Origin of the sequence: Amycolatopsis japonica, from assembly GCF_000732925.1 — a bacterium.
Taxonomy (GTDB): Bacteria; Actinomycetota; Actinomycetes; order Mycobacteriales; family Pseudonocardiaceae; genus Amycolatopsis; species Amycolatopsis japonica.
Map to the genome: position 1 here is coordinate 8,084,514 of NZ_CP008953.1, position 22,400 is coordinate 8,106,913.

Consider the following 22,400-nt stretch of genomic DNA (forward strand, 5'->3'; position numbering starts at 1 on the left):
GCCGAGGGTGTCGGTCAAACCGGCGGACGGCGAGACGGTACGCGGCGACGAGTCGCTGCGTACCGTTCAGCGGCGGGTGATCCGCTCGCTCCTGCTCGTCCAAGCCGTCTTCTCGCTGATGTTCGCGATGGCGGGGCCGCTGATCTCGTTGATCGCCGAGCGGCTGACCGGCTCGGCGGGCAAGGCCGGGCTCGCGCAGGCGATGATCTACTGCGGGGCGGTGCTCTTCAGTGTTCCGCTGGCCTCGCTGTCGATGGACCGCGGACGGCGGACGGGGATCGCGGCGGGCTATCTGACGGGTGCGGCGGGCGCCGCGGCCGTCGTCCTCGGTGCGGTGTTCTCGACCTACGTCCTGTTGCTGGTCGGCGCCGTCGCCTTGGGGGCGGCACTGGCCGCGGGCGCGCAAGCCCGCTACGCGGCGACGGATCTCGCCTCGGCGGACCGGCTGGGCAGGTCGATGGGCGTGCTCTCGTGGAGCTCCATCGCCGCCGCCGTCCTGGGCCCGGCCTTGACCGGTGCCTTCGCCGGGATCGGCCGGGGAGTCCTGCCGGAATTCTCGGGACCGTATGTCGCCATCGCGGCCGGGCTCGCCATCAGCGGGATGCTGGTCTTCGTCACGCTCCGGCCGGATCCGCTGCTGCTGGCCAGATCCCTCGACCGCGAGACGAAGGCGCGGCCGAAATTCCGCACCGCGCTGGCCGCGGTCGCCGGTGATCCGCCCGTGCGGCGCGCCGTCCTCTCGCTGATGATCGTGCACGCCACGATGATCTCGCTGATGAACATGGCCTCCATCCACCTGGACCACGGCGCGGCGACCCTCGCGACGATCGGTGTCGTGATCAGCGTGCACACCGCGGCGATGTTCCTTCCGGGGCCGCTGGTCGGTTACCTGAGCGACCGGATCGGCGCGCACCGGATGCTGCTCATCGGGCTCGCCCTGGAGGTGGCCGCCGCGATCACACTCGCCGCCACTCCCGCGCACGATCCCTTCCTGGTCGGCCTCGGGCTCCTCCTGCTCGGCGCGGGGTGGTCCGCCGGCTACCTCTCCGGCTCGGTGCTGCTCACAGCGTCCACCCGGAGCGGCATCCGGACGCTGGTCCAGGGCGCCGCCGACTTCCTCGTGCTCCTCACCTCCGCCGGCGGCGCACTGCTCGCCGGCGTCATGGTCGCCTTGTGGGGCTACGGCGGGCTTTCCCTTTTCTGGGGTGCCGTGGTGGCGATCGTTTTCGTCCGGATCGCCACCGCCGCCCGACGCACATCACCGGAATAGGAGTGGCCGCCTGGGGCTCGAACCCAATCCTGGGCCGGGTCTGGCGCCGCCTGCGGTCGTTTCCCGGGGATGAACCGGGAAGATGATCACGCTTTCTCGTCTGCCAGGCTCTATGGCGTGACGACATCCGCGTGGGACGAAGTATCCACAGCAGTCGCGGCAGCGCCCTATCCGGTGGCCGTGCTCGCCCCGGACGGCGAACGCGCTGCCCACTGTCTGCGCGAATTGGGCATCACGACTACCTCGTGGTTGGGAGCCGTTGTCGGCCACACTGGAGGGTTACTGGTGGACCACGGGTGGCTGCGCATTCTCGGCAGCGGCGCGGAGGCATTGCCCGACATCCTCGACCGCGCCGAACCTGCCTCAGGTGCCTTGCCAGTCGCCTACGACGTGTTGGGCGGTATGTACGTCTGGGCGACCAACCCTGCGGGGCGGCCGACCATCCGCTACTTCGGACCAGACGTCCTCGATTGGGAGGACCTTGAGCTGGGGTACGCCGAATGGTTGCACGCTGTGCTCGTCGGTTCGCTCGACAGGTTTTACGGAACCCTGCGCTGGCCCGGCTGGCAAAATGACGTCAGTGCGGTTGCAGCCGACCAAGGCATTCACACCTTCCCGCCGCCTTGGAGCAAAGAAGGCAAAGACCTCTCGACGGTGTCGCGGGCAGTCGTCGCACTGTCGGAGTTGGTATCGCTCCACCAGGACGCCGCACGGCAGTTGAGCGGACAGGACTCCTGATCTGACGGCCCACACTTTCCCAGGAAGGGCTCTTGGTAAACCCGTTCGACCCAAAACCGGGGATAAACCGGGGAGATGATCTTGGTCTTGGGTGGCCACCACGCGTCCAGCGGCGGCCTGAGGTTCACGGCGAAGTGTGCGCCGTCCGTAGCGAACCCGGTTTCCTCGGCGAGCGTGTCGATGGCCAGCGTCATCCCCGGTCGCGAGTCGATCAATGTCATTTCCAGGTCGAAACCCACGGTGAACGGCACGACCACGCGGCACCTGGAATTGTCTATTCTCCCAAGTGAATATATTGGTCCGGTCACCGCCCGGACGGGTCACCCCGAAGCACCGCGGCGCCGAGTTCGGTGAGCGTGTGCCGCACGGACCTGCCATGTCTGCCCGTCCGGACGAGGTGCGCGGCCCGCAACGCGGAGAGATGCTGGCTCGCTGACGAGACGAGGACACCGGCCTGCTCGGCCACCTCGCTCGTGGTCCGCGAGTGGTCGAGCGATTCCAGCACGGCCGCGCGGCTGTGCCCGAGCAGCCGGGCCAGCGCGACGGCATGCGCCGGGTCCGGCCGGAGGTCGGGGCTTCGATGTTGGACCGGGTAAACCAAAACCGGGTTGTCGTCGTCACGCAACAACGTCACGGCGGTGCGGTGGCAGAAGAACGACGGCACCAGCACCAGTCCGCGGCCGCCGAGCACGACGTCCTGGTCCACCGGGTAGTCGACTTCGAGCACCGGCGGACGCCAGCGCAGGGCCGGCGGCAGCAACGCCAGCATGCCCGCGACACCGTTCGCGGCCAGTCCCGCCGCCATGCGGGTGCGATCGGTGTGCACCTGTTCCTCGATCCGGTGCCAGATCGGCGCGATCGTCGCGCGGTGGTAGCCGGTCAACGCCGTCGCGAGCTGTTTCGACGCGGTCGCCGAGCCGTGCCACAACGCCTTGGTGAACGACGTGTCCGCGTGACCGGACCGCAGGTGTGCGAGGTCCTGGCGGAGGACGTCGCGTGGTGTCGACGCGACCTGCTCGGCGACTTCGGGCAGGTCGGCCTCTGTGGCCGGGGTGAGGAAGTCCGGGAAGTAGCCGCTCGGCGGGATCAACGCGGTCAGCGACCGCCGCCCGTCCGGCGGCGCGGTACGGGCGTGCCGGCGCCACGGCCCGACCAGCGCCCCGCCGTCACCGCGTTGCAGCCGGTGCAGACTCAGCACCGTCTCCCAGATCGGTACCGGCCCCGCCGCCAGTCTCGTCCGCGCCAGATCGGTAATCGAGAAATGCATACGCAACATCGCGCACCCCCCCACGCCCCGCGAGTACCATACCCGACGGACGTTTCACGGAGCATTGAAAAGTGTTCCCCCGGCCACGATCACCGAGCAGAGTGTGCCCCACGACAAAGTGCGCGGTCACGGATTGCGCCGGACCGTGCCGTTTCAGCAAGGGGGATTCACATGCGCAAAACAATGGCCCGATTCATCCGGGCCGTCGCCGTGGTCGCGACCGGTGTGGCGGTGGCGACCGGCCTGGCGGTGCTCAACGCGCCCGCCGCGTCCGCAGGCGGCTGCGTTCCGCCGGTCTGCGGCGGGGTCTGGAACAACACCAGCAAGACCATGTCGGTCACGGTCAACCTGGGCTCCGGCTCCGGCCACTGCGACGTGTGGAACTACGACGGCGGCACCGCCAACAAGTTCAAGTACGCCAAATGCGACCAGCTTGATCTCGGCCGCGGCACGTTCGGTGGACCCCGGAACAAACCGCCCTACTTCGATGTGGACGCTTTTACCTACAACGGCCAGGGATATCACGAACGATTCGGACCACTCGGTACCTGGCACTGGCGCACAAAGGGCGTCTGGACCAAAATCCGCGATTACCAATTCGCCACGTGCAATATGGACGACGGCCAGATCTGGTGCACGATATTGCCGCTCTGATCCTGTGACCGGTGCTCGCCCCGGCCGCCGGGGCGAGCACCACCGTCAGGCGTGCTCGATCTCGGCAGCGGCGTCGAGACCCAGCAGTTCCACGGACTTCGCACGCATCTCGTCCTTGCGGATCTTGCCGGTCACCGTCATCGGGAACCCCCTCGACGAGGTGCACGTACCGGGGCACCTTGTAGCGTGCGAGTCTTCCGGTGCAGAACTCGCGAACCGACTCTGCGGTGAGCGGTCGCGCCCCGTCGCGCATCCGGATCCACGCCATCAGTTCCTCGCCGTAGCTCTCGTCGGGCACACCGATCACCTGCGCGTCCGGAATGTCCGGATGCGTGCAGAGAATTCCTCGATCTCACGCGGGTGCGCCAAGGCCATGATCGGCGCAAGACCAACCAGTCCATCGACCGGTACCTCAACGCGTTCGAGAACGGCACGCTCGATGAGGACGACCTCGCCTCGCGCTTCGCTGGTCTCAAGGCCAAGTCCAAGCAGCTTCGTACCCGTCGGGACGAGTTGACCGACAAGATCACCGACGTTCCCGCAGCACCGCCCGCAAGCTCGCATTGAGACGCTCATCGCCGAGATCAAGATCACGGCCGCAGACCGCATCATCCCGATCTTCCGCATCCCCCAACCACCGGCGGCCGAGGCCGCCATGAACCACAACGAGGCCCCGACCAGAGGAAAACCTTGGTCAGGGCCTCGAAGGAAGGTGTTCGTGCAATGACAAATTTGGTGGGCCGCCTGGGGCTCGAACCCAGAACCTACGGATTAAAAGTCCGCAGCTCCACCATGTTGCCTAGTAGCGTTCAGTACCAAATTATGCCAGTTTGTGCAGGTCAACGCCAGTCTTCGCCGGGGCCGAGTGCCAGTCTGTACCAACGCGTGTCGGGCTCTACGTCGGCAACGGAGCCCAATCGGAGACGGCGTGGCCCCTACGACAGGCGTAGTGATTCCGAACTTGGAAATGGCGGTAGGGCTGTAGCCCCGTTCCAGCCGAGTTGTGTGGACACCTGCCACTCGGGCGGTCGCCCCCGTACGAGGCCCGCCGCAGACTGCGGTGTGGCCAAGAACCGAACATTCCTGTCATACCGATCGTCCGGCCACTGGCCGCAAGCGGGGAACCAAGCGCCAGGTCCCTCTGACGTTAAGTCTCCCGGGGTTCGACGTCGTCTTCAGCCATGGTGACGTGCCATTCCGCGCGGGCAAGGAGTTCGTCGAAAGTCACGACTTCGGGTTCGTGGAGCTGTCGCCGATACAGCTCGAAGGAGCGGATCCGGTCGCGATGATGCCCGCCGTCCTGCCCGACGAGTTGATCAAGGGTGCCGAGGACCAAGAAAGCCCGGGGCTTGAGCATGTAGGTGAACCCGCCTGGCACGTCCGAACCATCGGGAGCGACGTCTTGAAGGCGTTCACCGATCTCGCTCACCGCGCGATGCACCGTGCCCTGCACCTGTGCCACCCCGCCGGCCAGCTCGTCGGAGGGCGGCCAGCAACCCGACCGGTACTCGCTGGCGGCCAGCAGTGAAGTGCGATGAGTCTTGATCTCGGCGAACACCATCGACTTGATCCGACCGGAGGTGCGCAGCAACGCGTCAGCCCGCTTGCCCACGCCGACGACCGATGCGCCGGCGACCACCTGCTCCAACTTCTGATCATTCCAGGCCGTGAGCAGCTGACCGGTGAGCGGCACTCCGAGTATCCACGGGTTATCCTCGAAGAACCGTTGCCACACCGCCTCCCGCCGCCTCCCGGGTGCTTGCCCGACCTCAGCATCGAAATAGTCGTCATCACTCAGCAAACGCCGAAACTTCTGCAGCTGACCGCGGCGATGCGACAACGCGATCACATCGCGCGCGGACTCATCGTCGGAAATCAACTGCCGCAGCCGCGATGGGTCTTCGCGATAGATTCTCGTCAACGACTCCGGATTGGCGAACAGCTCCCGCACCAGAGAGTCGTCAACCCGTACAGACTGCTCGCCATCAGCCGGGATGCACTCGAGGGTGCGCAGCAACTCCACCAGCCGTCCCGCCTCCGGCTGCCTCAGATTCAGCTTCGTTTCGACTTTGCCTTGGCCTTTGGTCGGCACCCGCTGCACCCAGAGCTCACGGACATTGCCCGCTTCCCGCGCGATCAGCAGCTTGACTTGGTACCGGCCGGCCGGCGACTCGGAGATCAGCCACTGCTCTCCGTCAAGCTCCGCAGTTGTCTCCACCTCTGGATCGAACACCTTGTACACAAACCGGGCTGGCTGGCCGTTGTCCGCGGAATTCGGCCACGAAATCGGGAAGCTCGCCGACGCATAGGTCCGACTCGGAAGCCTGCCCTGCGCGTACGTCGTCTCATCGACGTCCTCACCCCACGGGCCCACGTTCACAATCACACCCCGCTCCCTGCCCAGTGGCCGAGTGGCCCTGGCGACCGCCAGACCATTGCCCACTGTGGTCGGCGGCCCACTACCCGCCGTTACGGCGGTTATCACACCGAGACCGAAGGTGCCCCCGAAGAGATCCAGGACCGATGCGCGGTCATCAAACGCGACCAGCTGTGGCGGGGCGGGCGTCGTCGGCCTCCCCTGCCGACCGCACGTCTCAGTCGTGTTACGAAGCTCGGTAGCAACCCTTTCAGCTGTCGCAACCGGACACAGCGGCCCACCCCCAGCACCACCTTGCCAGCTTTCCCTCAACGGCAACATAACCCCAGTTTCAACAGTCCTACTAAGACACTTCGTGGACAATCGGCCGTCCGGGTTTCGTTCGGTGGCTTGACTTGTTGCGACGACGTTACTTAGCCGTGCGCTTACCCTGGCCGTGTTGACCTATACCCTATGGGGGCATACAGTCCCACTCACTCGAGTGACGCGTAAGTGCACCACCACAGGGTCGCGCTTGACGCTCGGCGGTCTCTCCGGACGCCGCCGTGCGGCAGCGCCGCAGGCCCTCGTTCGTGAGGGAGACGCTATGCGAAAGTCACCAATCCATCTGTCCCGAAGGACATTCCTGTCCGCCACCATCGTCGCTTCGATCGGCTCCGTGGCGGCATGCTCAAGTACGGCGTCCGGTGACGTCCTCCAGAAGCTGCGCAGCGGCGGGAAGATCCGTATCGCGCTCACACAAGCGAATCCACCTTGGAACTTCGTCGACGGGTCGGGCGCCCCGGCGGGATACGACGTCGACGTGGCACACGATCTGGCCCGTCGACTGGGCGCCAGTGGCGTCGAGTTCGTGCAAGCCAGCTTCCAGACCTTCATCGAGGGCGTGAAGGCCGACCGGTTCGACCTGGTCATCTCCGGGCAGACCATCACCGCCGAACGCAAACAGCAAGTCGACTTCTCGCGTCCCTACGCAGTCAACGGGATCTCGATCTTCGTCGCCGAGGGGAACACCTCGATCAGCTCGCTGGCCGACCTGACGGGGAAAGCAGTCGCGGTGTCGGCCGGAACCACCCAGCACAAATACGCCACGGAAAAGATCCAGGACGTACGCGTGAAGACCTATGACAACGCCACGCTCGGCCTGACGGACCTGTCCCGCGGCAACGCCGACGCCATGCTGGTTTCCCGCTTCCAGGGCGCTTATCTGGCGAGCAAGAACGGCCTGAGCGTCGAGCCGGTCGGGCCGCTGCTGGAAAGCGAGGTCAACGGGATGTCCTTCCAGAAGGATTCCGCGGCCCTGAAGCAGGCTGTCGACAAGGCGATCGACGAAATGATCGCGGATGGGACGCTCACGCGGATCTCCCAGCAGTGGCTGGGCGGGCTGGACATGGCGGCCGAACTGAAGGCGCTGCCGGCAGGTTGAAAGGGTAGTCGACTCGTGTGGTGAGGAGGAAATCGTGGACCTGCTGGCCGGCGCGCTCCCGATGTTGTTGCAAGGACTGGGTGTCACGGTGCTGCTCGGTGTGGCGTCTTTCGTTCTCGGATCTCTTCTCGGTGCCCTGATCGCACTTGCCAGAATCTCCGATTTCCGGGTGCTGAGAGCTGTGGCGATCTCCTATGTCTCGGTGTTCAGGGGAACTCCGCTTCTGATCCAGATCATGTTGCTCTACTTCGGACTACCGCAGCTCGGGATCCAACTGGCACCCATCCCCTCCGCGATCCTGGCACTGACGTTGTTCTCCGCCGCCTACCTGAGCGAGAACTTCCGCGGTGGAATCCTGGGCGTCGACAAAGGACAGTGGGAAGCGTCATCGTCGATCGGCATGCCGTACTGGCGTACGTTCCGGCGGATTGTTTTCCCGCAGGCGATCAGAATCGCCACGCCTGCCGTCGGTAGCCGATTCATCGCATTGATGAAGGACACGTCGCTGGCATCCGCGGTCACCGTGGTCGAGCTCACGCGGGTCGCGGAAAGTGTCGGCAATGCCAGTTTCCGCTACATGGAAGCGTTTCTGGTCGCGGCCTTGATGTACTGGATGATCAACACGGTGTTGTCCATCGGGCAGGGGATGCTCGAAAGGCGACTGGGAAGGGCGTATTGAGCATGAGCGACTTCACGATCGAGCTGACAGAAATCCGGAAGAGCTTCGGCGAACTCGACGTACTGTGCGGCGTGAACCTCGCCGTCGAGCGAGGTGAGGTGATCGTGCTGATGGGCCCGTCCGGGTCGGGAAAGACAACACTGGTGCGGTGTATGAACCTCCTGGAGGAACCCGACGCCGGCCACGTGCGCATCTGCGGATGCGACTTCGAATGCGGAACGCGCCGTGATCGCGGACGTAAGCGGCTGGAGCAACGCGCTCGCAGACACGCGGGGATGGTGTTCCAGCAGTTCAACCTCTTCCCGCACATGACTGCGCTGGGCAACGTGATCGAGGGGCCGCGGCAGGTGCGGAAACTGTCCGACGCCGCGGCGAAGGAACTGGGGGAAAGACTTCTGGATCGCGTGGGGCTGGCGGACAAGAGCGGGGAGTACCCGTCCCGGCTTTCCGGCGGGCAGAAGCAGCGCGTCGCGATCGCCCGAGCGCTGGCCATGGAACCGGAGGTCGTGCTCTTCGACGAGCCGACCTCCGCGCTCGACCCGGAACTCCACGCCGAGGTCCTGGACGTCATCCAGAGTCTGGCTCGCGAGGGCATGACGATGGTGATCGTCACCCATGAGACGCATTTCGCGCGGGAGGTCGCCGACCGGATCGTGTTCATGGACGGCGGGGTGATCGTCGAGGAGGCCACTCCGGACGTCTTCTTCACGCGACCGTCGCAGGAACGGGCCAGGTCGTTCCTCCGCCTCGTCGATCATTCGGCAGTCATCTCGGCTCCGGCGCCGCGCCGCGGGGAGGAGGCGGTATGACGGGGGAACCGTTCGATGTGGAGCTGGCCCGCAAGGAGACGCCGGGCTGCGCTTCGGTGATCCACCTCAACAACGCGGGATCGTCGCTGATGCCGCAGCCCGTGCTGGACGCCGTGATCGATCATCTCCGTCTCGAATCCCGTATCGGCGGCTACGAGGCGGCAGCGGAAGCAGCTGACGACGTATCCGGGGTGTACGCCTCGGCCGCACGCCTGCTCGGTTGCACGCCACAGGAGCTCGCGGTCCTCGACAGCGCCACCCGCGCGTGGGACCTCGCGTTCTACTCGATCCCGTTCCAGCAGGGCGACCGGATCCTGACCAGCGAGGCCGAGTACGCCAGCAACTTCATCGCGTACCTGCAGGTGGCGCAACGGTACGGCGTTCAAGTGGAGGTCGTACCGAACGACGAGTCGGGCCAGCTGTCCGTGGCGCGTCTCCGCGAACTGATGGACGACAGGGTCCGGCTCGTGTCGCTGACCCACGTGCCGACCAACGGCGGCCTGGTCAACCCCGCAGTCGAGGTAGGCAGGGTGGCCCGCGAGGCCGGCGTCCTGTACCTGCTCGACGCGTGCCAGTCGGCCGGGCAGATGCCGCTGGACGTCGACGTCCTCGGCTGCGACCTGCTGTCGTTGACCGGTCGGAAGTACCTCCGCGGCCCACGCGGTACCGGCCTGCTGTACGTCCGGGCCGACCGGCTCGACGAACTGAGCCCTCCGATGCTCGACTTGCACGCCGCGACCTGGGTTTCACGCGACGGCTACGAAGTCCGGCCAGGAGCACGCCGGTTCGAGTCGTGGGAGTGCAACTACGCGGCGAAGATCGGGCTCGGTGCCGCGATCGACTACGCACTCGGCTGGGGGCTCGCGAGCATCCGCGACCGGGTCTACCACTTGGCGGATGGCCTGCGCGTTCGTCTAGGCGGAATCCCCGGAGTCGAGGTACGGGATGTCGGGTCCGAGCGCTGCGGCATCACCTCCTTCACCGCGGAAGGTTTGTCCGGCGAGGAGATCAAGGCGTTCATGGCGAGGCGCGGCATCAACGTGAGCGTCTCGCGGGTGGCGTCGACGCGCTGGGACATGGAAAACCGCGGGCTGGACGAAGTCGTCCGCGCGTCGGTCCATTACTACAACACGATCGAGGAGATCGATCTGTTCTGCCGGACACTCGCGGAGGCATTGGCCTCCTGACGTGTGACTGCGCTTCAGCCCTGAACCAGTATGTGACGGGCGCAAATCCTCTGGCTAGCTGACTGGGCTGCGGCGTTCGAGGAAGACGGTGTCGTGCCAGACGCCGTCGCGTTGGGCGATGCGTTCGCGGATGCCGACGGTGCGGTAGCCGGCGCTGTGGTGCAGGGCGATGCTGGCGCGGTTGTCGGTGAAGATCGAGGTCTGCAGGGTCCAGAGCCCGGCGGCGTCGGCTTCGGTGACCTGTTTGAAGAGCAGGGCTTTGCCCACGCCACGGCCGCGGTGGTTCTCGGCGACGTAGACCGATGTCTCGGCGAGTCCCCGGTAGCACTCGCGTTCTGAGACGGGGGTGGCGGCGGTCCAGCCGGCGACCTCGCCATCGATGTCGGCGACCCACTGATGCCCGGGGAGCCATTTCGCGTCGAGCGTTTTGCGGCTGGGGACATCGGTCTCGAAGGTGGCGAGCCCGGTCGCGATGCCTTCACCGTAGATCCGGCGGACCGCGTCCCAGTCGTCGTCGCGAAGGGCGCGGATGGTGACGTCGTCGGGCACGTTGTCCGGGCAGCACGGACGTGGCGCGAGCAGGCCCATGACGGCGTCGGCCGCGTGCGGGAGCCCGCTGCAGCAGGCCTGATTGATCGTCACGACCGTGGCCGTGCCCTCTTTCCGCAGGTGAACGAAACCCACATCAGCCAGTTTCCGGACGTGATGCGAGCACGTCGACTGGCTGGTTCCGAGGATCTCGGTCAGCGCACCGACGGTCAGACCGCGCGGTGAAGTCGCGACCGCGTGCAGCAGCTTCACCCGCATCGGCTCGGCCAGACACGCGAACCACCCGGCATACGTCGCGGCTTCACGCTCGGGCAAGAGACCGGCGAGAGGAAGAGGCACAACGGTCGTCATGCCACCCAGTATCGACCAGAATCGATGGTTGCGTCAATCGACTCCGGTCGATACAGTCCCTCGCATCGACTCAATCGAGATGGATCGATGAAAGGTGCATGGGGATGAACGAGCTGCCCGTCGTGGTGATCGGAGCCGGCCCGGTGGGGCTGGCGGCCGCCGCCGAACTGGTGGAGCGGGGTTTCGAGCCGCTGGTTCTGGAGCGCGGCGTACACGCGGGCGCCGACGTGGCGGCGTGGAATCACGTGCGGTTGTTCTCGCCGTGGTCCGAACTCGTCGCCCCCGCGGCCGGGCGCCGGCTGGAGACCACTGGCTGGACCCGGCCCGACGGCGACGCGTATCCGACGGGCTCGGACTGGGCCGAGCTGTACCTGCGACCGCTGGCCGCGGCGCTCGGCGACCGGGTGCGCTTCGACGCCGAGGTGATCGGCGTCGCCCGCCGGGGACGGGACCGGGTCGTGGACAGCGGCCGCGACGACGAGCCGTTCACCGTGCACATCCGCGCCGCCGACGGGACAGAGCAGCGGATCGCGGCGCGGGCCGTGATCGACGCGTCCGGCACCTGGTCGACGCCCAACCCGCTCGGCGGCGAAGGACTTCCCGCCGCCGGAGAGCGTGCGGCGCCGGAGCGGATCACTTACCGGGTCCCGAATCTGGGCGACGAAGCGGTGCGAGCGCGATATGCGGGCAAGCACGTGGTGGTCGCGGGCAGCGGGCATTCGGCGCTCACCGCGCTGGTCGCCTTGTCCGGCCTCGCGAAGGACGGCACGCGGATCAGCTGGGTGCTGCGCCGCGGCGCGGTCGGCAACACCTTCGGCGGCGGCGACGCCGACCAGCTTCCCGCACGGGGCGCGCTCGGCCTGCGCGCCCAGGAAGCGGTGGAATCCGGACTGATCACGGTGATCACCGGATTCCGCACCGACGCCGTCGAACGCGACACCGGCGGACGGCTGACTCTGCTCTCCTCCACCGGACAACGGATCGAGCAGGTCGACGAGGTCGTCACCTTGTCCGGTTTCCGGCCCGACCTGACCTGGCTGTCGGAGATCCGGCTCGAGCTCGACCCGACACTGCAGGCACCGGTCGCGCTCGCCCCGCTGATCGACCCGAACGTCCACTCGTGCGGAACCGTGTATCCCCACGGCGCCAAGGAACTCGCGCATCCGGAGAAGGACTTCTACCTAGCGGGGATGAAAAGCTACGGACGGGCACCGACGTTCCTGGCGATGACCGGGTACGAGCAGGTTCGCAGCATCGCCGCCCAGTTGGCCGGCGACCACGAGGCGGCCGCGCGGGTCGAATTGCGCAGGGCCGAGACCGGAGTCTGCGGCGGCGCCGGCCTGTTCGACGAGCCGGACGACGCACCGGCCGCCAGTGGCTGCTGCGCGACACCCGAGCCGGAAGCCCTCACGCTGTCCGCGGCGTCGGCCGCCGTGCGCTGACCGCCATGCCGATCGCGACCGCCGCGGCGTCGCCCGGGCTGACCACGTCCGGGCTGCGCCGCGTGCTGGCCGTCCTCTGCGTCACCGAGATCACCAGCTGGGGCATCCTCTTCTACGCCTTTCCCGTACTGGCACCGGAAATCAGCCAGACCACAGGCTGGCCGACCGCGTGGGTGGTCGCGGCGTTCTCGGCCGGTCAGGTCGTCGCCGCGCTGGCCGGGATCCCGGTCGGGCGGTGGCTCGACGGCAGAGGTCCCCGCTCAGTGATGACAGCCGGGTCGGTCTTGGCGGTGCCCGCAATCGTGGCCGTCGCACTGGCGCAGAACCTGGTGTGGTTCACCGTGGCGTGGCTACTGGCCGGGGTCGCGATGGGCGCGGTGCTGTACCCACCCGCGTTCGCCGCCCTGACCCGCTGGTACGGGCCGCGGCGGGTGTTCGCGCTGACCGTGCTCACCCTGGCCGCCGGTTTGGCGAGCACGGTGTTCGCGCCGCTGACCGCGCTGCTCACCGCGCACCTGGATTGGCGGGAGACCTACCTCGTCCTCGCGGTGGTGCTGGCCGTCGTCACCATCCCGGCACACCTGTGGGGCCTGCGCGGACCCTGGCCAGCGGCCGAACCGCCGCTCAGCACGCACAGCGACCCGGCGCGGATCGCCAGGGGAATTCCGTTCCGGGGCTTGGTGATCGCGTTCAGCCTGGCGGCGTTCGCCGTCTACGCCGGAGTGATCAACCTCGTACCACTGCTCACAGAACGCGGCGTCAGCAGCACGACGGCGGCGATCGCCCTCGGCCTCGGCGGCGCCGGACAGGTCCTGGGACGGCTCGGCTACACCACACTTACCCGGCTGACCACGGTCCAGACCCGGACCGCGATCGTGTTCCTCGCCGCCGCCGCGACCACGGCCGTGCTCGGGCTGCTCACCACCACCGCCGGGCTGATCGTCGCCGCCATCATGGCCGGGATGGCGCGCGGCGTGTTCACTCTCCTGCAAGCCACCGCCGTGGCCGACCGCTGGGGCACCACCCACTACGGGCGCCTCAACGCCCTCCTGCAAGCACCCTTGACCATCACCGTCGCCCTCGCCCCCTGGGCAGGCGCGGCCATCGCGAGCGGCATCGGCGGCTACTCGCCGACCTTCCTCGTGCTCGCCGCCGTCACGGTGGTCGCCGCGGTCCTCGCCTTCGCGGCAACACCTCATTCCGGAAGGAACTCATGAACGACCACGACGCCATCATCGTCGGCGGCGGCCAGGCCGGCCTCGCCGCCGCCCAGGCCCTGCGCAGCAGAGGCCTACGCCCGGTGATCCTCGAAGCAGACACCGAACCGGTCGGGTCCTGGCCCCGCTACTACGACTCGCTGACCCTCTTCTCCCCCGCCCGCTACAGCAGCCTCCCCGGACTGCCCTTCCCCGGTGACCCCGAGCACTACCCACACCGCGACGAAGTCGTCGACTACCTGCGCCGTTACGCGGCCTGTCTCGACACCGAGATCCGCACAGGACACCGCGTCGACACCGTCACCCACGACGACGGCGCCTTCACCGTGCACGCCGCCGGCGAACCCGCCTTCACCGCGCCGATCCTCATCGCCGCCTCCGGAGGCTTCTCCAAGCCTTTCCACCCAGCACTACCCGGCATGGACACTTTCACCGGAAACCTCCTGCACAGCAGCGACTACCGCAGCCCGGAACCGTTCGCCGGACAGCGCGTGATCGTCGTCGGAGCGGGCAACTCCGCCGTCCAGATCGCCACCGAACTCGCCGGCCATGCCCACGTCACCCTCGCCACCCGGGCACCGGTCAAGTTCGCGCCGCAACGTCCGTTCGGGAAGGACGTGCACTTCTGGTCCGCCGCCGTCGGGTTCGACCACCTGCCGATCGGCCACCTGCTGAAGAAGCCGCTCACCTCGCCGGTCAACGACCCCGGCGTCTACAAAGCCGCGATCAGCCAGGGACGGCCGGATCAGAGGCGCATGTTCACCACCATCGACGGCGACACCGTCGCCTGGCCGGACGGACCACGCGAAGGCGTCGACACCATCCTGTTCGCCACCGGCTTCCGACCCGGACTGTCCTACCTGGACGGACTCGGCGCACTGGCCCGAAACGATCGGCCGCTGCACGACCGAGGCCTGTCCACCACACACCCGGGACTGGCCTACGTCGGGCTGGAATGGCAACGCAGCTTCGCCTCCGCCACCCTCCGCGGCGTCGGACGCGACGCCCAGTACGTGGCTAAACGCCTTCTCGGCAGCGGCTCATCGCCGCGGACGGCGTGTTGCCAATCCGCTTCGGCGCGGTAACGCGTCTGGCGCCACCGGCTCGCACATGGTGCGATCCCTTGGTGCCGAGAAGAGGAGGCTGATCCGTGGGTGAGCCGCTCATACTGGTGATCGAGACCGCGGCGGGGACCGCGATCCGGCGTATCCCGGATGCCTCGCCGCTGCCCGACGCCGCGACACAGGGGTACGCGGCCGAGGACGCTGTCCGGGACGCCGCCGCGACATGGGGGTTGCCGGACTTCGTGTTCCCGCCTGAGCAACAACGCACAGGTTCGGGAACACGAGAACTCGGAGACGGGCTGCTCCTGGTCGGCGACCAGGCAGCGGTTATTCAGTCCAAGAGCCGGACCAATCCCAGCGACAAGCCGGAACGTGAACTGTCCTGGCTGGGCAAAAACGTGACGAAGGCGCTCGGTCAGGGCAGCGGAACTGTGCGGCGCCTCAAGCTCGCTGCCGCGGCGATGACCAACGCGCGCGGACGAACTATTCAGGTGGTGGGCGAGGACTACGAGTGGCTGACGGTCGTGGTGGTCGACCACGCGGATCCGCCCCGCGGCTACCTGCCTCCCCAGGCACCGACCGGCGTTCCCGCGATCGTGATCCTCCGACGGGACTGGGAATTCCTGTTCGATCACCTGCGCTCCACCCGCGCGGTACTGGCCTACCTCATGCGCGCGGCCGGCGGCGACGCCGTCGAACTCGGCGACGAACCACGCCGCTACCACGAATACGCCCTCGCCGACATCGAAGCCATCCCCGGGGTCGTGGACCCGGCGCTGGCATCGCTGCTGGCCGAGAAACCGTGGGAGACGATCTCCGCGGCCCGGGCGCCACTGCATCCCGCCGGACACGACGAGCAGGCGCCTCACGTCATGCTCCGCATGATCATGGAGGACGTGGCGGAGACCCCGATTCCGGAAGGACGCGACGCCGACCTGCTGCTCATGCTCGCCGCCCTGGACGGCTTGCCGGTCGAGCACCGGACCGAACTCGGCCGCAACCTGATCAAGTTTATAGAGTCCGCGGCCCAGCACACCAAGCCCGGCACCCTCATCCACAGCCGCACGGTCATCCCGACGCCCGGCGACTTCACTCCCCTGCAGTTCGTCGTCGCCTCACAGCTTTCCGAGGAGGCGCGCGATGCCTTGATGATCCGACTGCAGGTTCTGCACCACGACTACAGCACCGCCATCGGCGACTGGGAGCACTGCACGCTCGGCGTCATGCTCACACCCTCCACAGTGGCAGGACGGCTGTGGGACACCAGCACGACGGCGCTCTGGGGAGACCAAGGTCAGCCGCCCGAGGTGATCGAGGAAGCGCGAGCCATCATCAACGAAGCCGCGGTCCGTGCAGCGTCGTCGGACGATGATCAGGATCCCGGCACGAGTCCTGGCGCGGACAGCAAGCCCGACAACTGACTCAGCGTCTCGGTGCGCGGCCAGTAGTACACCCAAGTGCCGCGGCGCTCGCTGCCGACCAGCCCGGCCTCGCGCAGGACCTTCAGGTGATGGGAGATCGTCGGCCCGGTCAGGTCGAACGCGGCGGTCAGATCACACACGCAGCTCTCCCCCTGCGCGGAGGTGATCAGCGACAGCAACCGCAGCCGCACCGGATCACCCAGCGCCTTGAACGCCTTCGCCAGGTCCACCGACTGCTCCGAGGACAACGGCTCAGCCGCGAGCGGCGCGCAGCAACCCTGCTCGATCACCGGCAGCAGCTTCAAACCCGCTTCAGACTTCGACACCCATCTATATTGACATCCATCTAAGTCGGGCGCAAACTATCGGCACTGTTTCGATAAGCGTCTAGATAGGGCTTCCGATGATCAAGCTCCTCCGTCGCCTGTTCACCAACACGCCGACCGTCGAGTTCTGCGACTCGTGCGTGCAGGTGTGCGCCGGCCAGTGCCGCGCCGACACCCTGCTCGACACCGCCCGCGACCGGGCACTGCAGCTGTCCACGCGATTCTGAAACCCCTCGACACCACAAGGAGTTCTGTGATGAGCAACGAAACTGCCGGCGGTTTCGCCGGTAACCCGGCCGAGGCCTTCACCCCGCCGGCCTCGAGCGGCTGTTGCGGCACCGCCCCCGCCAGCACGACGACGGCCACGAGCACCTGCTGCGGAACCACTGAGGCCGCGACCGCGGCCGGATCCTGCTGCGAACCGGCCGCGAAGGCCAACGCGGTGGCCGCTGGCGCCGGTTGCTGTTCATGACCGCGACGGCGTCCGCCTCTCGGCTGAAGGCCACGATCGCCGCGTTGGCCGACGACCGGTTCGCGGGCCGCCGGGCAGGGACGCCCGGCGGCCGCGCGGCCGGTCACTGGCTCGCCGGGCAACTGCGGGCAATCGGCGCGTCGGTCACCACCGACGAGTTCCCCGTGGCGGGCGTGCGGGAGCTGTATCGCACGCCCGAGTTCTCCTGGAGCGCGGACTCGGCACCTCGGCGATGGGTGCACCGCCGAGACTTCGCCGAGCACCTCGCATCGACGGACCTGCCCGCACCCCGCACGGGCGAGCTCGCGTTCACCGATTCCGATGCGTGGCGGGAGAAGTGGGTGCTCGCGCCGAACCTGGGAGTTTCGGCGCGAGCACTGACCGAGGGCGCCGCGGGGTTGCTGGTGCCCCGCGGAACGGACGCCGCAGGTTGGATGCCGAAGATGATCGCCGGACCGTCGGTGGGCGCTTTGCCGGTGATCGCCGTCTGCACCGAGCTCCACGAAGAGATGACTCGTGCGGGGTCGGGCACGGTGACCGCCTCGATGCCGATGCGAGTTGTCGAGGTCGCCGGGTCGAGCGTGCACGGGGTTCTCCGCGAACCCGCTGGCAGGTCGCCGAATGTGTTGTTGACCGCGCACTTCGATGGAGTGGGTGACGACCCGGAGCAGCGGCTGCCCGCCGCCGCGGACAACGCCTCCGGTGTCGCCGTCGTCCTCGAAGCCGCACGCCTGCTCGCGCCGTTCCTGCCGGACCACGTCGGGCTGGCGGTGAGCCTGCTCGACGGTGAGGAAGCCGGGGCTCGCGGGTCCGCGCATCACGCGCCCAGCGTGCGTTCCGGCACCTACGTGATTAACGTCGACGGCGCCGCCAAGCTCGGCGACGGTGCCGCGGTCGAAGCGGGCGGGCCCGCGCACGACCTGCTGGCCGCGCTCGACCAAGCGGGACGGGAGACCGGGGTTCCGTTGCGGGCCGGGGCCATGCCGTCGGACAACCGGCGCTACGCCGCCGCAGGGCTGCCCGCTGTCGGGATCGGCATGGGAATGCCCGGCTACCAGACCCCGGCCGAAACCGAGGACCGTGTCGAGACCGAAACCCTCGTCGCGGCGACCCGGCTCGTCGTGGCGACGGTGCTTCAGCTGGCGACCCACTCACGCGGCCGATCGCCTCGACTCGCGCCGGCATCCGATCACAGGCGATTTCCGTTGGCCGACAACGGTTTCGTCGATGCGCAGCTCAGCAGCAGTGCTCACCGCGCCAGGCCTCACGGCCCTCCTTGACGGCGACGGCGGCGATGACGAGCGCGACCAGCGGATCGGCCCAGTACCAGCCAAAGAGGCTGTTGAGCAGCAGCCCGACGAGCAGCACACCGGAGAGGTACGTGCAGAGCAGGGTCTGCTTGGAGTCGGCGACGGCGCTTGCCGAGCCGAGTTCGCGCCCGGCGCGCCGCTGGGCGTAGGACAGGAACGGCATCACCAGCAGCGAGACCGCCGCCAGCACGATGCCGACCGTGGAGTGCTCGGCGGGGTCGGCGCCGAACAGACTACGCACGGATTCGACGGTGACATAGGCGGCCAGAGCGAAGAAGGAGACCGCGATCACCTTGAGAGCGGTCCGTTCGCGGGCTTCCGGGTCCTTGCCGGAGAACTGCCAGGCGACCGCCGCGGCGGAGGCGACCTCGATGATCGAGTCCAGCCCGAAGCCGATCAGCGCGGTCGAGGACGCGATGGTCCCGGCGGAGATGGCGACAATCGCTTCGATGATGTTGTACGTGATGGTCGCGGCAACGAACAACCGCACCCGACGCGACAGGACCGCGCGCCGTTCCGGGCTCACGGAAGCCGCGGTGGTGCTAGACGCGGCACAGCAGCCGTCGGAACAGCCCTCGGCCGGCGCATCGGCCATCGGCAGGTTTTCGCTGGATTCCACTTGTTCGCTCATCGGATCGTCCTGATGCTGATCGCCGTGGCACCGGGAGCAGCCTGGTCGTCGATGCAGGGCTCGTCAATGTCGACGGCGAGGACGACCTGGACGAGTTCCCGCAGCGCGCAGGCGAGGTGGGCGTCGGCCAGAGCGTAGCGGACCTGGCGGCCCTCATAGGTGGCCACGACCAGGCCGCAGCCGCGCAGGCACGCGAGGTGGTTCGACACATTCGAGCGGCTCAAGCCGAGTTGTTCGGCCAGTTTCCCTGGGTAGCTCACGCCATCGAGGAGGGCGACCAGGATCTTGCAGCGGGTCGAGTCCGCGAGAGCCCGGCCGAGCCGGGCGAGGGCGGCACCGCGGGTTTCACACGTCAGCACAGCTAGAACAGTACATCGGTCACTGATATAACAGCAATAGCTGAACTATCTGCGAAACGACACTGGGAGGGAAGCGATGGCTGCGGTCGCGTTGCTGGTGTACCTGACGTACCTGGGTCTGGCCTTCGGAATGCGTAGCTGGCAGCAGTACCGGTGCACTGGCGACGTCGGTTTCCGCGGAGTGAGCGGGCGTCCGGGATCGCTCGAGTGGTGGGGCGGCGCCCTGTTCGCGGTCGCGGTCGTGCTCGGCCTCGTGGCGCCGGCTCTGCAGTTGGCCAGCGTGGTGGGGCCGTGGGCGGTGCTGGATGCCGCCGGCGTTCACGTCCTGGGACTTTTGCTGACACTGGCCGGAGTCGTGGGTACACTGGCCGCGCAGCAAAGCATGGGCACCTCATGGCGCATCGGGCGTCGATCAAACCGAAGCGACCCCTCTGGTCACCAGCGGCGTGTTCCGCTGGGCCCGCAACCCAGTGTTCACCGCGATGATCGCCGCCGCGCTGGAAATCACGCTGCTGGCACCGAACCTGGTTGCCTTCGCCGGTTTAGTCGCGCTGGCCGCGGCGATCGAGATCCAGGTCCGCGCCGTGGAGGAGCCTTACCTACTGACGGCCCATGGCTCCGCCTATCGCGACTACGCGTCGCGAACCGGCAGGTTCCTGCCGGGATTGGGGCGTCTGGCCTGAGCGGATCTGGGTGGGTCACCGGCGACCGGTGTCCAATGCGGCCTTGATGTCGGTGACCGCGGCCCGCGCGGTCATGCCGACGCCGATGAGTGTGGCCGAGGCCGGCCCGGTCCAGTCGCCGTAGCCGAGCAGGTGCAGCCGGGGCTCGGCGACGGCGCGGGTGCCTTCGGTGGGGATGTGGCCGCGGGTGGTGCGCAGCCGCAGTGGGGCGAGGTGGCTCAACGCGGGGCGGAACCCGGTGCACCAGATGACCGCGTCGGCGTGCCGCCGGGTGCCGTCTGTCCACACAGGACCGTCAGCGTCGAGTCGCGCGAACATCGGGCTCGGCCGCAGCAGTCCGGCGTCGCGTGCTTCGCGGACGGGCGGGACGGCGACGATGTCACCTAACCCGGCGACTCCGGCGGTGTCGGCCTGCCCGGTCTCCAGGGCTTGACGGCGCCGGGTGGCGACGTCGAAGAGGGCCTTGCCGTCGATGTGGTCGGGCAGGTAGCGGGGCGGGCGGCGGGTGACCCAGGTCAGGTTCGCCGTGCCCGCGAGGTCGGCGGCGATCTGTGCGCCGGAGTTGCCGCCGCCGACCACCACGACGTCCTGGCCTGCGAACTCCTCCGGGCCCCGGTAGTCCACCGTGTGCAGCTGGCGGCCGGTGAAACCGCCCGGCATGAGCGGCAGGAAGGGACGCCACCAGGTTCCGGTGGCGCTGATGACCGCCTCGGCGCTCCACTCCCCTGTATCGGTGCTCACCTGGAACCGGTCGCTGTCCCGGGACACGGCGGTCACCGTCTCCCCGCGGCGGATCGGGAGTTCGTAGCGTTTCTCGTACGCGGCCAGATAGTCGACAACGTGTTCGGCGGTCGGATACCCGGGCCCTGGATAGGGCGGCATCGGCCACCCCGGCAGGGAACTGTGCTGTGCCGGGGAGAACAGCCGCAGCGAGTCCCAGCCGTGGATCCAGGCGCCGCCCGGCTGGGTTCGGGCGTCGAGGATGACGAAGTCCAGGCCGGCGCGGCGCAGGTAGTAGCCCGCGGCGAGACCGGCCTGACCTCCGCCGATGACCACCACCCGCACGGCTGCGGTCACTCCGCGGGCGCTTTCGCGGTCCAACGCTTGCGCAACCAGAGGCTGACGTAGACCAGCGCGACGAGCACCGGTACTTCGATCAGCGGTCCGACGACCCCGGCGAGCGCCTGCCCCGAGGTGACGCCGAAGACGCCGATGGCGACGGCGATCGCGAGTTCGAAGTTGTTGCCCGCCGCGGTGAACGCCAGCGTCGTGGTGCGCTCGTAGGAGAGACCGGACGCCTTGCCCAGCAGGTAGCCGCCGATCCACATGATCGCGAAGTACACCAGCAACGGCAGCGCGATCCGGGCGACGTCGAGCGGGCGGGAGGTGATGTTGTCGCCCTGCAGGGCGAACAGGATCACGATGGTGAACAGCAGGCCGTAGAGCGCGATGGGGCCGATCTTGGGCAGGAACTCGCCCTCGTACCAGTCGCGGCCCTTGCTCCGCTCCCCGATGCGGCGGGAAAGGTATCCGGCGGCGAGCGGGATACCGAGGAAGATGACGACGCTGAGCGCGATCTCCCACGGCGAGAAGTCGACGTTCGTGGTGTCCAAGCCCAGCCAGCCGGGGAGCAGGTCGAGGTAGAACCAGCCGAGCACGCCGAACATGATCACCTGGAAGACGGAGTTCAGCGCGACCAGCACCGCCGCGGCCTCCCGGTCACCGCAGGCGAGGTCGTTCCAGATGATCACCATCGCGATACACCGCGCGAGACCCACGATGATCAGCCCGGTCCGGTACTCCGGCAGATCGGGCAACATCAGCCAGGCGAGCGCGAACATCAGCGCCGGACCGAGAATCCAGTTCAGCACCAAGGAAAGCACCATCGTGCGCTTGTCCTTGGTCACGGTGTCGAGCTTGTCGTAGCGGACCTTCGCCAGCACCGGGTACATCATCAGCAACAGACCGAGCGCGATCGGCAGCGACACCTGCCCGATCTTCACCGCGTCCAGCACACCCTGCAGACCGGGGATCACACTGCCCAGCAGAAGCCCGGCGCCCATCGCGACGATGATCCAGACCGGCAGGAACCGGTCCAAAAAGGACAGTTTGTGCAGGACGTCGGTGTCGGCCGGGGCACCGGCCTTGTCGGCGGTCTGAGTCACGGGCTG

The 22,400-nt window shown here is 67.7% G+C and carries 24 protein-coding genes and 2 pseudogenes; 16 read left to right on the top strand and 10 right to left on the bottom strand.

Going from position 1 to position 22,400, the window contains the following annotated elements; all coding sequences use genetic code 11:
* Nucleotides 1-7 precede the first annotated feature (7 nt).
* Both AJAP_RS37425 and AJAP_RS37430 read left to right on the top strand, forming a co-directional pair.
* On the top strand, nucleotides 8-1,270 hold the full coding sequence (locus AJAP_RS37425) for an MFS transporter (RefSeq protein ID WP_051972711.1): 1,263 nt from the start codon (nucleotides 8-10) through the stop codon (nucleotides 1,268-1,270).
* Between the two features lie 69 nt (nucleotides 1,271-1,339).
* On the top strand, nucleotides 1,340-2,008 hold the full coding sequence (locus AJAP_RS37430; protein ID WP_051972712.1) for a DUF2625 family protein: 669 nt from the start codon (nucleotides 1,340-1,342) through the stop codon (nucleotides 2,006-2,008).
* 104 nt (nucleotides 2,009-2,112) lie between these two features.
* On the opposite strand, the pseudogene AJAP_RS44990 reads toward AJAP_RS37430, so the two are convergent.
* Both AJAP_RS44990 and AJAP_RS37435 read right to left on the bottom strand, forming a co-directional pair.
* Nucleotides 2,113-2,229: pseudogene (locus tag AJAP_RS44990) on the bottom strand (HAD family hydrolase); the annotation flags it as partial.
* Between the two features lie 83 nt (nucleotides 2,230-2,312).
* Entirely contained in the window at nucleotides 2,313-3,275 is a 963-nt protein-coding gene (locus tag AJAP_RS37435) for an ArsR/SmtB family transcription factor (RefSeq protein WP_228694765.1), read from the bottom strand.
* Nucleotides 3,276-3,446: 171 nt separating this feature from the next.
* On the opposite strand from AJAP_RS37435, the gene AJAP_RS37440 reads away from it, so the two are divergent.
* Nucleotides 3,447-3,929, top strand: coding sequence for a hypothetical protein (locus AJAP_RS37440; protein WP_148311623.1), 483 nt, complete (start codon nucleotides 3,447-3,449; stop codon nucleotides 3,927-3,929).
* 45 nt (nucleotides 3,930-3,974) lie between these two features.
* Here the strand turns inward: AJAP_RS37440 and AJAP_RS43335 are convergent.
* A pseudogene (locus AJAP_RS43335) lies at nucleotides 3,975-4,292 on the bottom strand (AMP-binding enzyme); the annotation flags it as partial.
* Here AJAP_RS43335 and AJAP_RS44300 point away from each other — a divergent pair.
* Complete coding sequence (locus tag AJAP_RS44300; protein WP_038520375.1) at nucleotides 4,290-4,496, top strand: hypothetical protein; 207 nt, start codon at nucleotides 4,290-4,292, stop codon at nucleotides 4,494-4,496. The pseudogene AJAP_RS43335 and the gene AJAP_RS44300 sit on opposite strands and share 3 nt — an antisense overlap.
* Before the next feature lie 580 nt (nucleotides 4,497-5,076).
* Here AJAP_RS44300 and AJAP_RS37450 read toward each other — a convergent pair.
* Complete coding sequence (locus tag AJAP_RS37450) at nucleotides 5,077-6,315, bottom strand: Shedu immune nuclease family protein (protein WP_051972713.1); 1,239 nt, start codon at nucleotides 6,313-6,315, stop codon at nucleotides 5,077-5,079.
* 505 nt (nucleotides 6,316-6,820) lie between these two features.
* Here AJAP_RS37450 and AJAP_RS37455 point away from each other — a divergent pair.
* From AJAP_RS37455 to AJAP_RS37470, 4 genes are read left to right on the top strand one after another with little or no spacing between them, the layout of a single operon-like run.
* Complete coding sequence (locus AJAP_RS37455) at nucleotides 6,821-7,729, top strand: transporter substrate-binding domain-containing protein (RefSeq protein WP_228694767.1); 909 nt, start codon at nucleotides 6,821-6,823, stop codon at nucleotides 7,727-7,729.
* Nucleotides 7,730-7,763: 34 nt separating this feature from the next.
* Nucleotides 7,764-8,408, top strand: a complete 645-nt coding sequence (locus AJAP_RS37460) for an amino acid ABC transporter permease (RefSeq protein WP_038520377.1) — start codon at nucleotides 7,764-7,766, stop codon at nucleotides 8,406-8,408.
* 2 nt (nucleotides 8,409-8,410) lie between these two features.
* A complete protein-coding gene (locus AJAP_RS37465) occupies nucleotides 8,411-9,217 on the top strand; it encodes an amino acid ABC transporter ATP-binding protein (protein WP_038520378.1) in 807 nt (268 codons plus the stop codon).
* The gene (locus AJAP_RS37470) at nucleotides 9,214-10,404 is read left to right on the top strand and encodes an aminotransferase class V-fold PLP-dependent enzyme (RefSeq protein WP_038520380.1); all 1,191 of its coding nucleotides are present in this window, start codon (nucleotides 9,214-9,216) and stop codon (nucleotides 10,402-10,404) included. Before AJAP_RS37465 ends, AJAP_RS37470 begins: the two co-directional genes overlap by 4 nt.
* 54 nt (nucleotides 10,405-10,458) lie before the next feature.
* Here AJAP_RS37470 and AJAP_RS37475 read toward each other — a convergent pair whose 3' ends face one another.
* A complete protein-coding gene (locus AJAP_RS37475) occupies nucleotides 10,459-11,304 on the bottom strand; it encodes a helix-turn-helix domain-containing GNAT family N-acetyltransferase (protein WP_038520382.1) in 846 nt (281 codons plus the stop codon).
* A gap of 104 nt (nucleotides 11,305-11,408) precedes the next feature.
* On the opposite strand from AJAP_RS37475, the gene AJAP_RS37480 reads away from it, so the two are divergent.
* The 4 genes from AJAP_RS37480 (at nucleotide 11,409) to AJAP_RS37495 (ending at nucleotide 16,448) form a co-directional block, all read left to right on the top strand.
* Complete coding sequence (locus AJAP_RS37480) at nucleotides 11,409-12,746, top strand: NAD(P)-binding domain-containing protein (RefSeq protein WP_038524614.1); 1,338 nt, start codon at nucleotides 11,409-11,411, stop codon at nucleotides 12,744-12,746.
* Nucleotides 12,747-12,751: 5 nt separating this feature from the next.
* Nucleotides 12,752-13,963 (top strand): MFS transporter, encoded by a 1,212-nt coding sequence (locus AJAP_RS37485; RefSeq protein ID WP_051972714.1) that lies wholly within the window; start codon nucleotides 12,752-12,754, stop codon nucleotides 13,961-13,963.
* Nucleotides 13,960-15,048 carry a flavin-containing monooxygenase gene (locus AJAP_RS37490; RefSeq protein ID WP_038520383.1) on the top strand — a complete coding sequence of 363 codons (1,089 nt, stop codon included), beginning with the start codon at nucleotides 13,960-13,962 and terminating at the stop codon, nucleotides 15,046-15,048. The genes AJAP_RS37485 and AJAP_RS37490 overlap by 4 nt, the downstream gene beginning before the upstream one ends.
* Before the next feature lie 65 nt (nucleotides 15,049-15,113).
* Nucleotides 15,114-16,448, top strand: coding sequence for a hypothetical protein (locus tag AJAP_RS37495; protein WP_051972715.1), 1,335 nt, complete (start codon nucleotides 15,114-15,116; stop codon nucleotides 16,446-16,448).
* On the opposite strand, the gene AJAP_RS37500 is transcribed toward AJAP_RS37495, so the two are convergent.
* The gene (locus AJAP_RS37500) at nucleotides 16,400-16,774 is read right to left on the bottom strand and encodes an ArsR/SmtB family transcription factor (protein WP_051972716.1); all 375 of its coding nucleotides are present in this window, start codon (nucleotides 16,772-16,774) and stop codon (nucleotides 16,400-16,402) included. The genes AJAP_RS37495 and AJAP_RS37500 overlap by 49 nt on opposite strands.
* 77 nt (nucleotides 16,775-16,851) lie before the next feature.
* Here AJAP_RS37500 and AJAP_RS44195 point away from each other — a divergent pair, with 77 nt between their 5' ends.
* From AJAP_RS44195 to AJAP_RS37510, 3 genes are read left to right on the top strand one after another with little or no spacing between them, the layout of a single operon-like run.
* A complete protein-coding gene (locus tag AJAP_RS44195) occupies nucleotides 16,852-17,001 on the top strand; it encodes a hypothetical protein (RefSeq protein WP_158509817.1) in 150 nt (49 codons plus the stop codon).
* Nucleotides 17,002-17,030: 29 nt separating this feature from the next.
* On the top strand, nucleotides 17,031-17,246 hold the full coding sequence (locus AJAP_RS37505) for a hypothetical protein (protein WP_038520386.1): 216 nt from the start codon (nucleotides 17,031-17,033) through the stop codon (nucleotides 17,244-17,246).
* Nucleotides 17,243-18,526 carry a M28 family metallopeptidase gene (locus AJAP_RS37510; RefSeq protein ID WP_063777824.1) on the top strand — a complete coding sequence of 428 codons (1,284 nt, stop codon included), beginning with the start codon at nucleotides 17,243-17,245 and terminating at the stop codon, nucleotides 18,524-18,526. The genes AJAP_RS37505 and AJAP_RS37510 overlap by 4 nt, the downstream gene beginning before the upstream one ends.
* On the opposite strand, the gene AJAP_RS37515 is transcribed toward AJAP_RS37510, so the two are convergent.
* A complete protein-coding gene (locus AJAP_RS37515; RefSeq protein ID WP_174492076.1) occupies nucleotides 18,483-19,187 on the bottom strand; it encodes a cation transporter in 705 nt (234 codons plus the stop codon). The two genes, AJAP_RS37510 and AJAP_RS37515, sit on opposite strands and share 44 nt — an antisense overlap.
* On the bottom strand, nucleotides 19,184-19,546 hold the full coding sequence (gene cmtR / locus AJAP_RS37520; RefSeq protein WP_038520387.1) for a Cd(II)/Pb(II)-sensing metalloregulatory transcriptional regulator CmtR: 363 nt from the start codon (nucleotides 19,544-19,546) through the stop codon (nucleotides 19,184-19,186). Before cmtR ends, AJAP_RS37515 begins: the two co-directional genes overlap by 4 nt.
* Nucleotides 19,547-20,016: 470 nt before the next feature.
* On the opposite strand from cmtR, the gene AJAP_RS44995 reads away from it, so the two are divergent.
* Nucleotides 20,017-20,229 carry a methyltransferase family protein gene (locus tag AJAP_RS44995; RefSeq protein WP_267284165.1) on the top strand — a complete coding sequence of 71 codons (213 nt, stop codon included), beginning with the start codon at nucleotides 20,017-20,019 and terminating at the stop codon, nucleotides 20,227-20,229.
* 15 nt (nucleotides 20,230-20,244) lie between these two features.
* Here AJAP_RS44995 and AJAP_RS37530 read toward each other — a convergent pair whose 3' ends face one another.
* The gene (locus AJAP_RS37530) at nucleotides 20,245-21,306 is read right to left on the bottom strand and encodes an ArsO family NAD(P)H-dependent flavin-containing monooxygenase (RefSeq protein ID WP_038520389.1); all 1,062 of its coding nucleotides are present in this window, start codon (nucleotides 21,304-21,306) and stop codon (nucleotides 20,245-20,247) included.
* Nucleotides 21,303-22,394 (bottom strand): ACR3 family arsenite efflux transporter, encoded by a 1,092-nt coding sequence (arsB, locus tag AJAP_RS37535; protein ID WP_038520391.1) that lies wholly within the window; start codon nucleotides 22,392-22,394, stop codon nucleotides 21,303-21,305. The genes AJAP_RS37530 and arsB overlap by 4 nt, the downstream gene beginning before the upstream one ends.
* Nucleotides 22,395-22,400 lie beyond the last annotated feature (6 nt).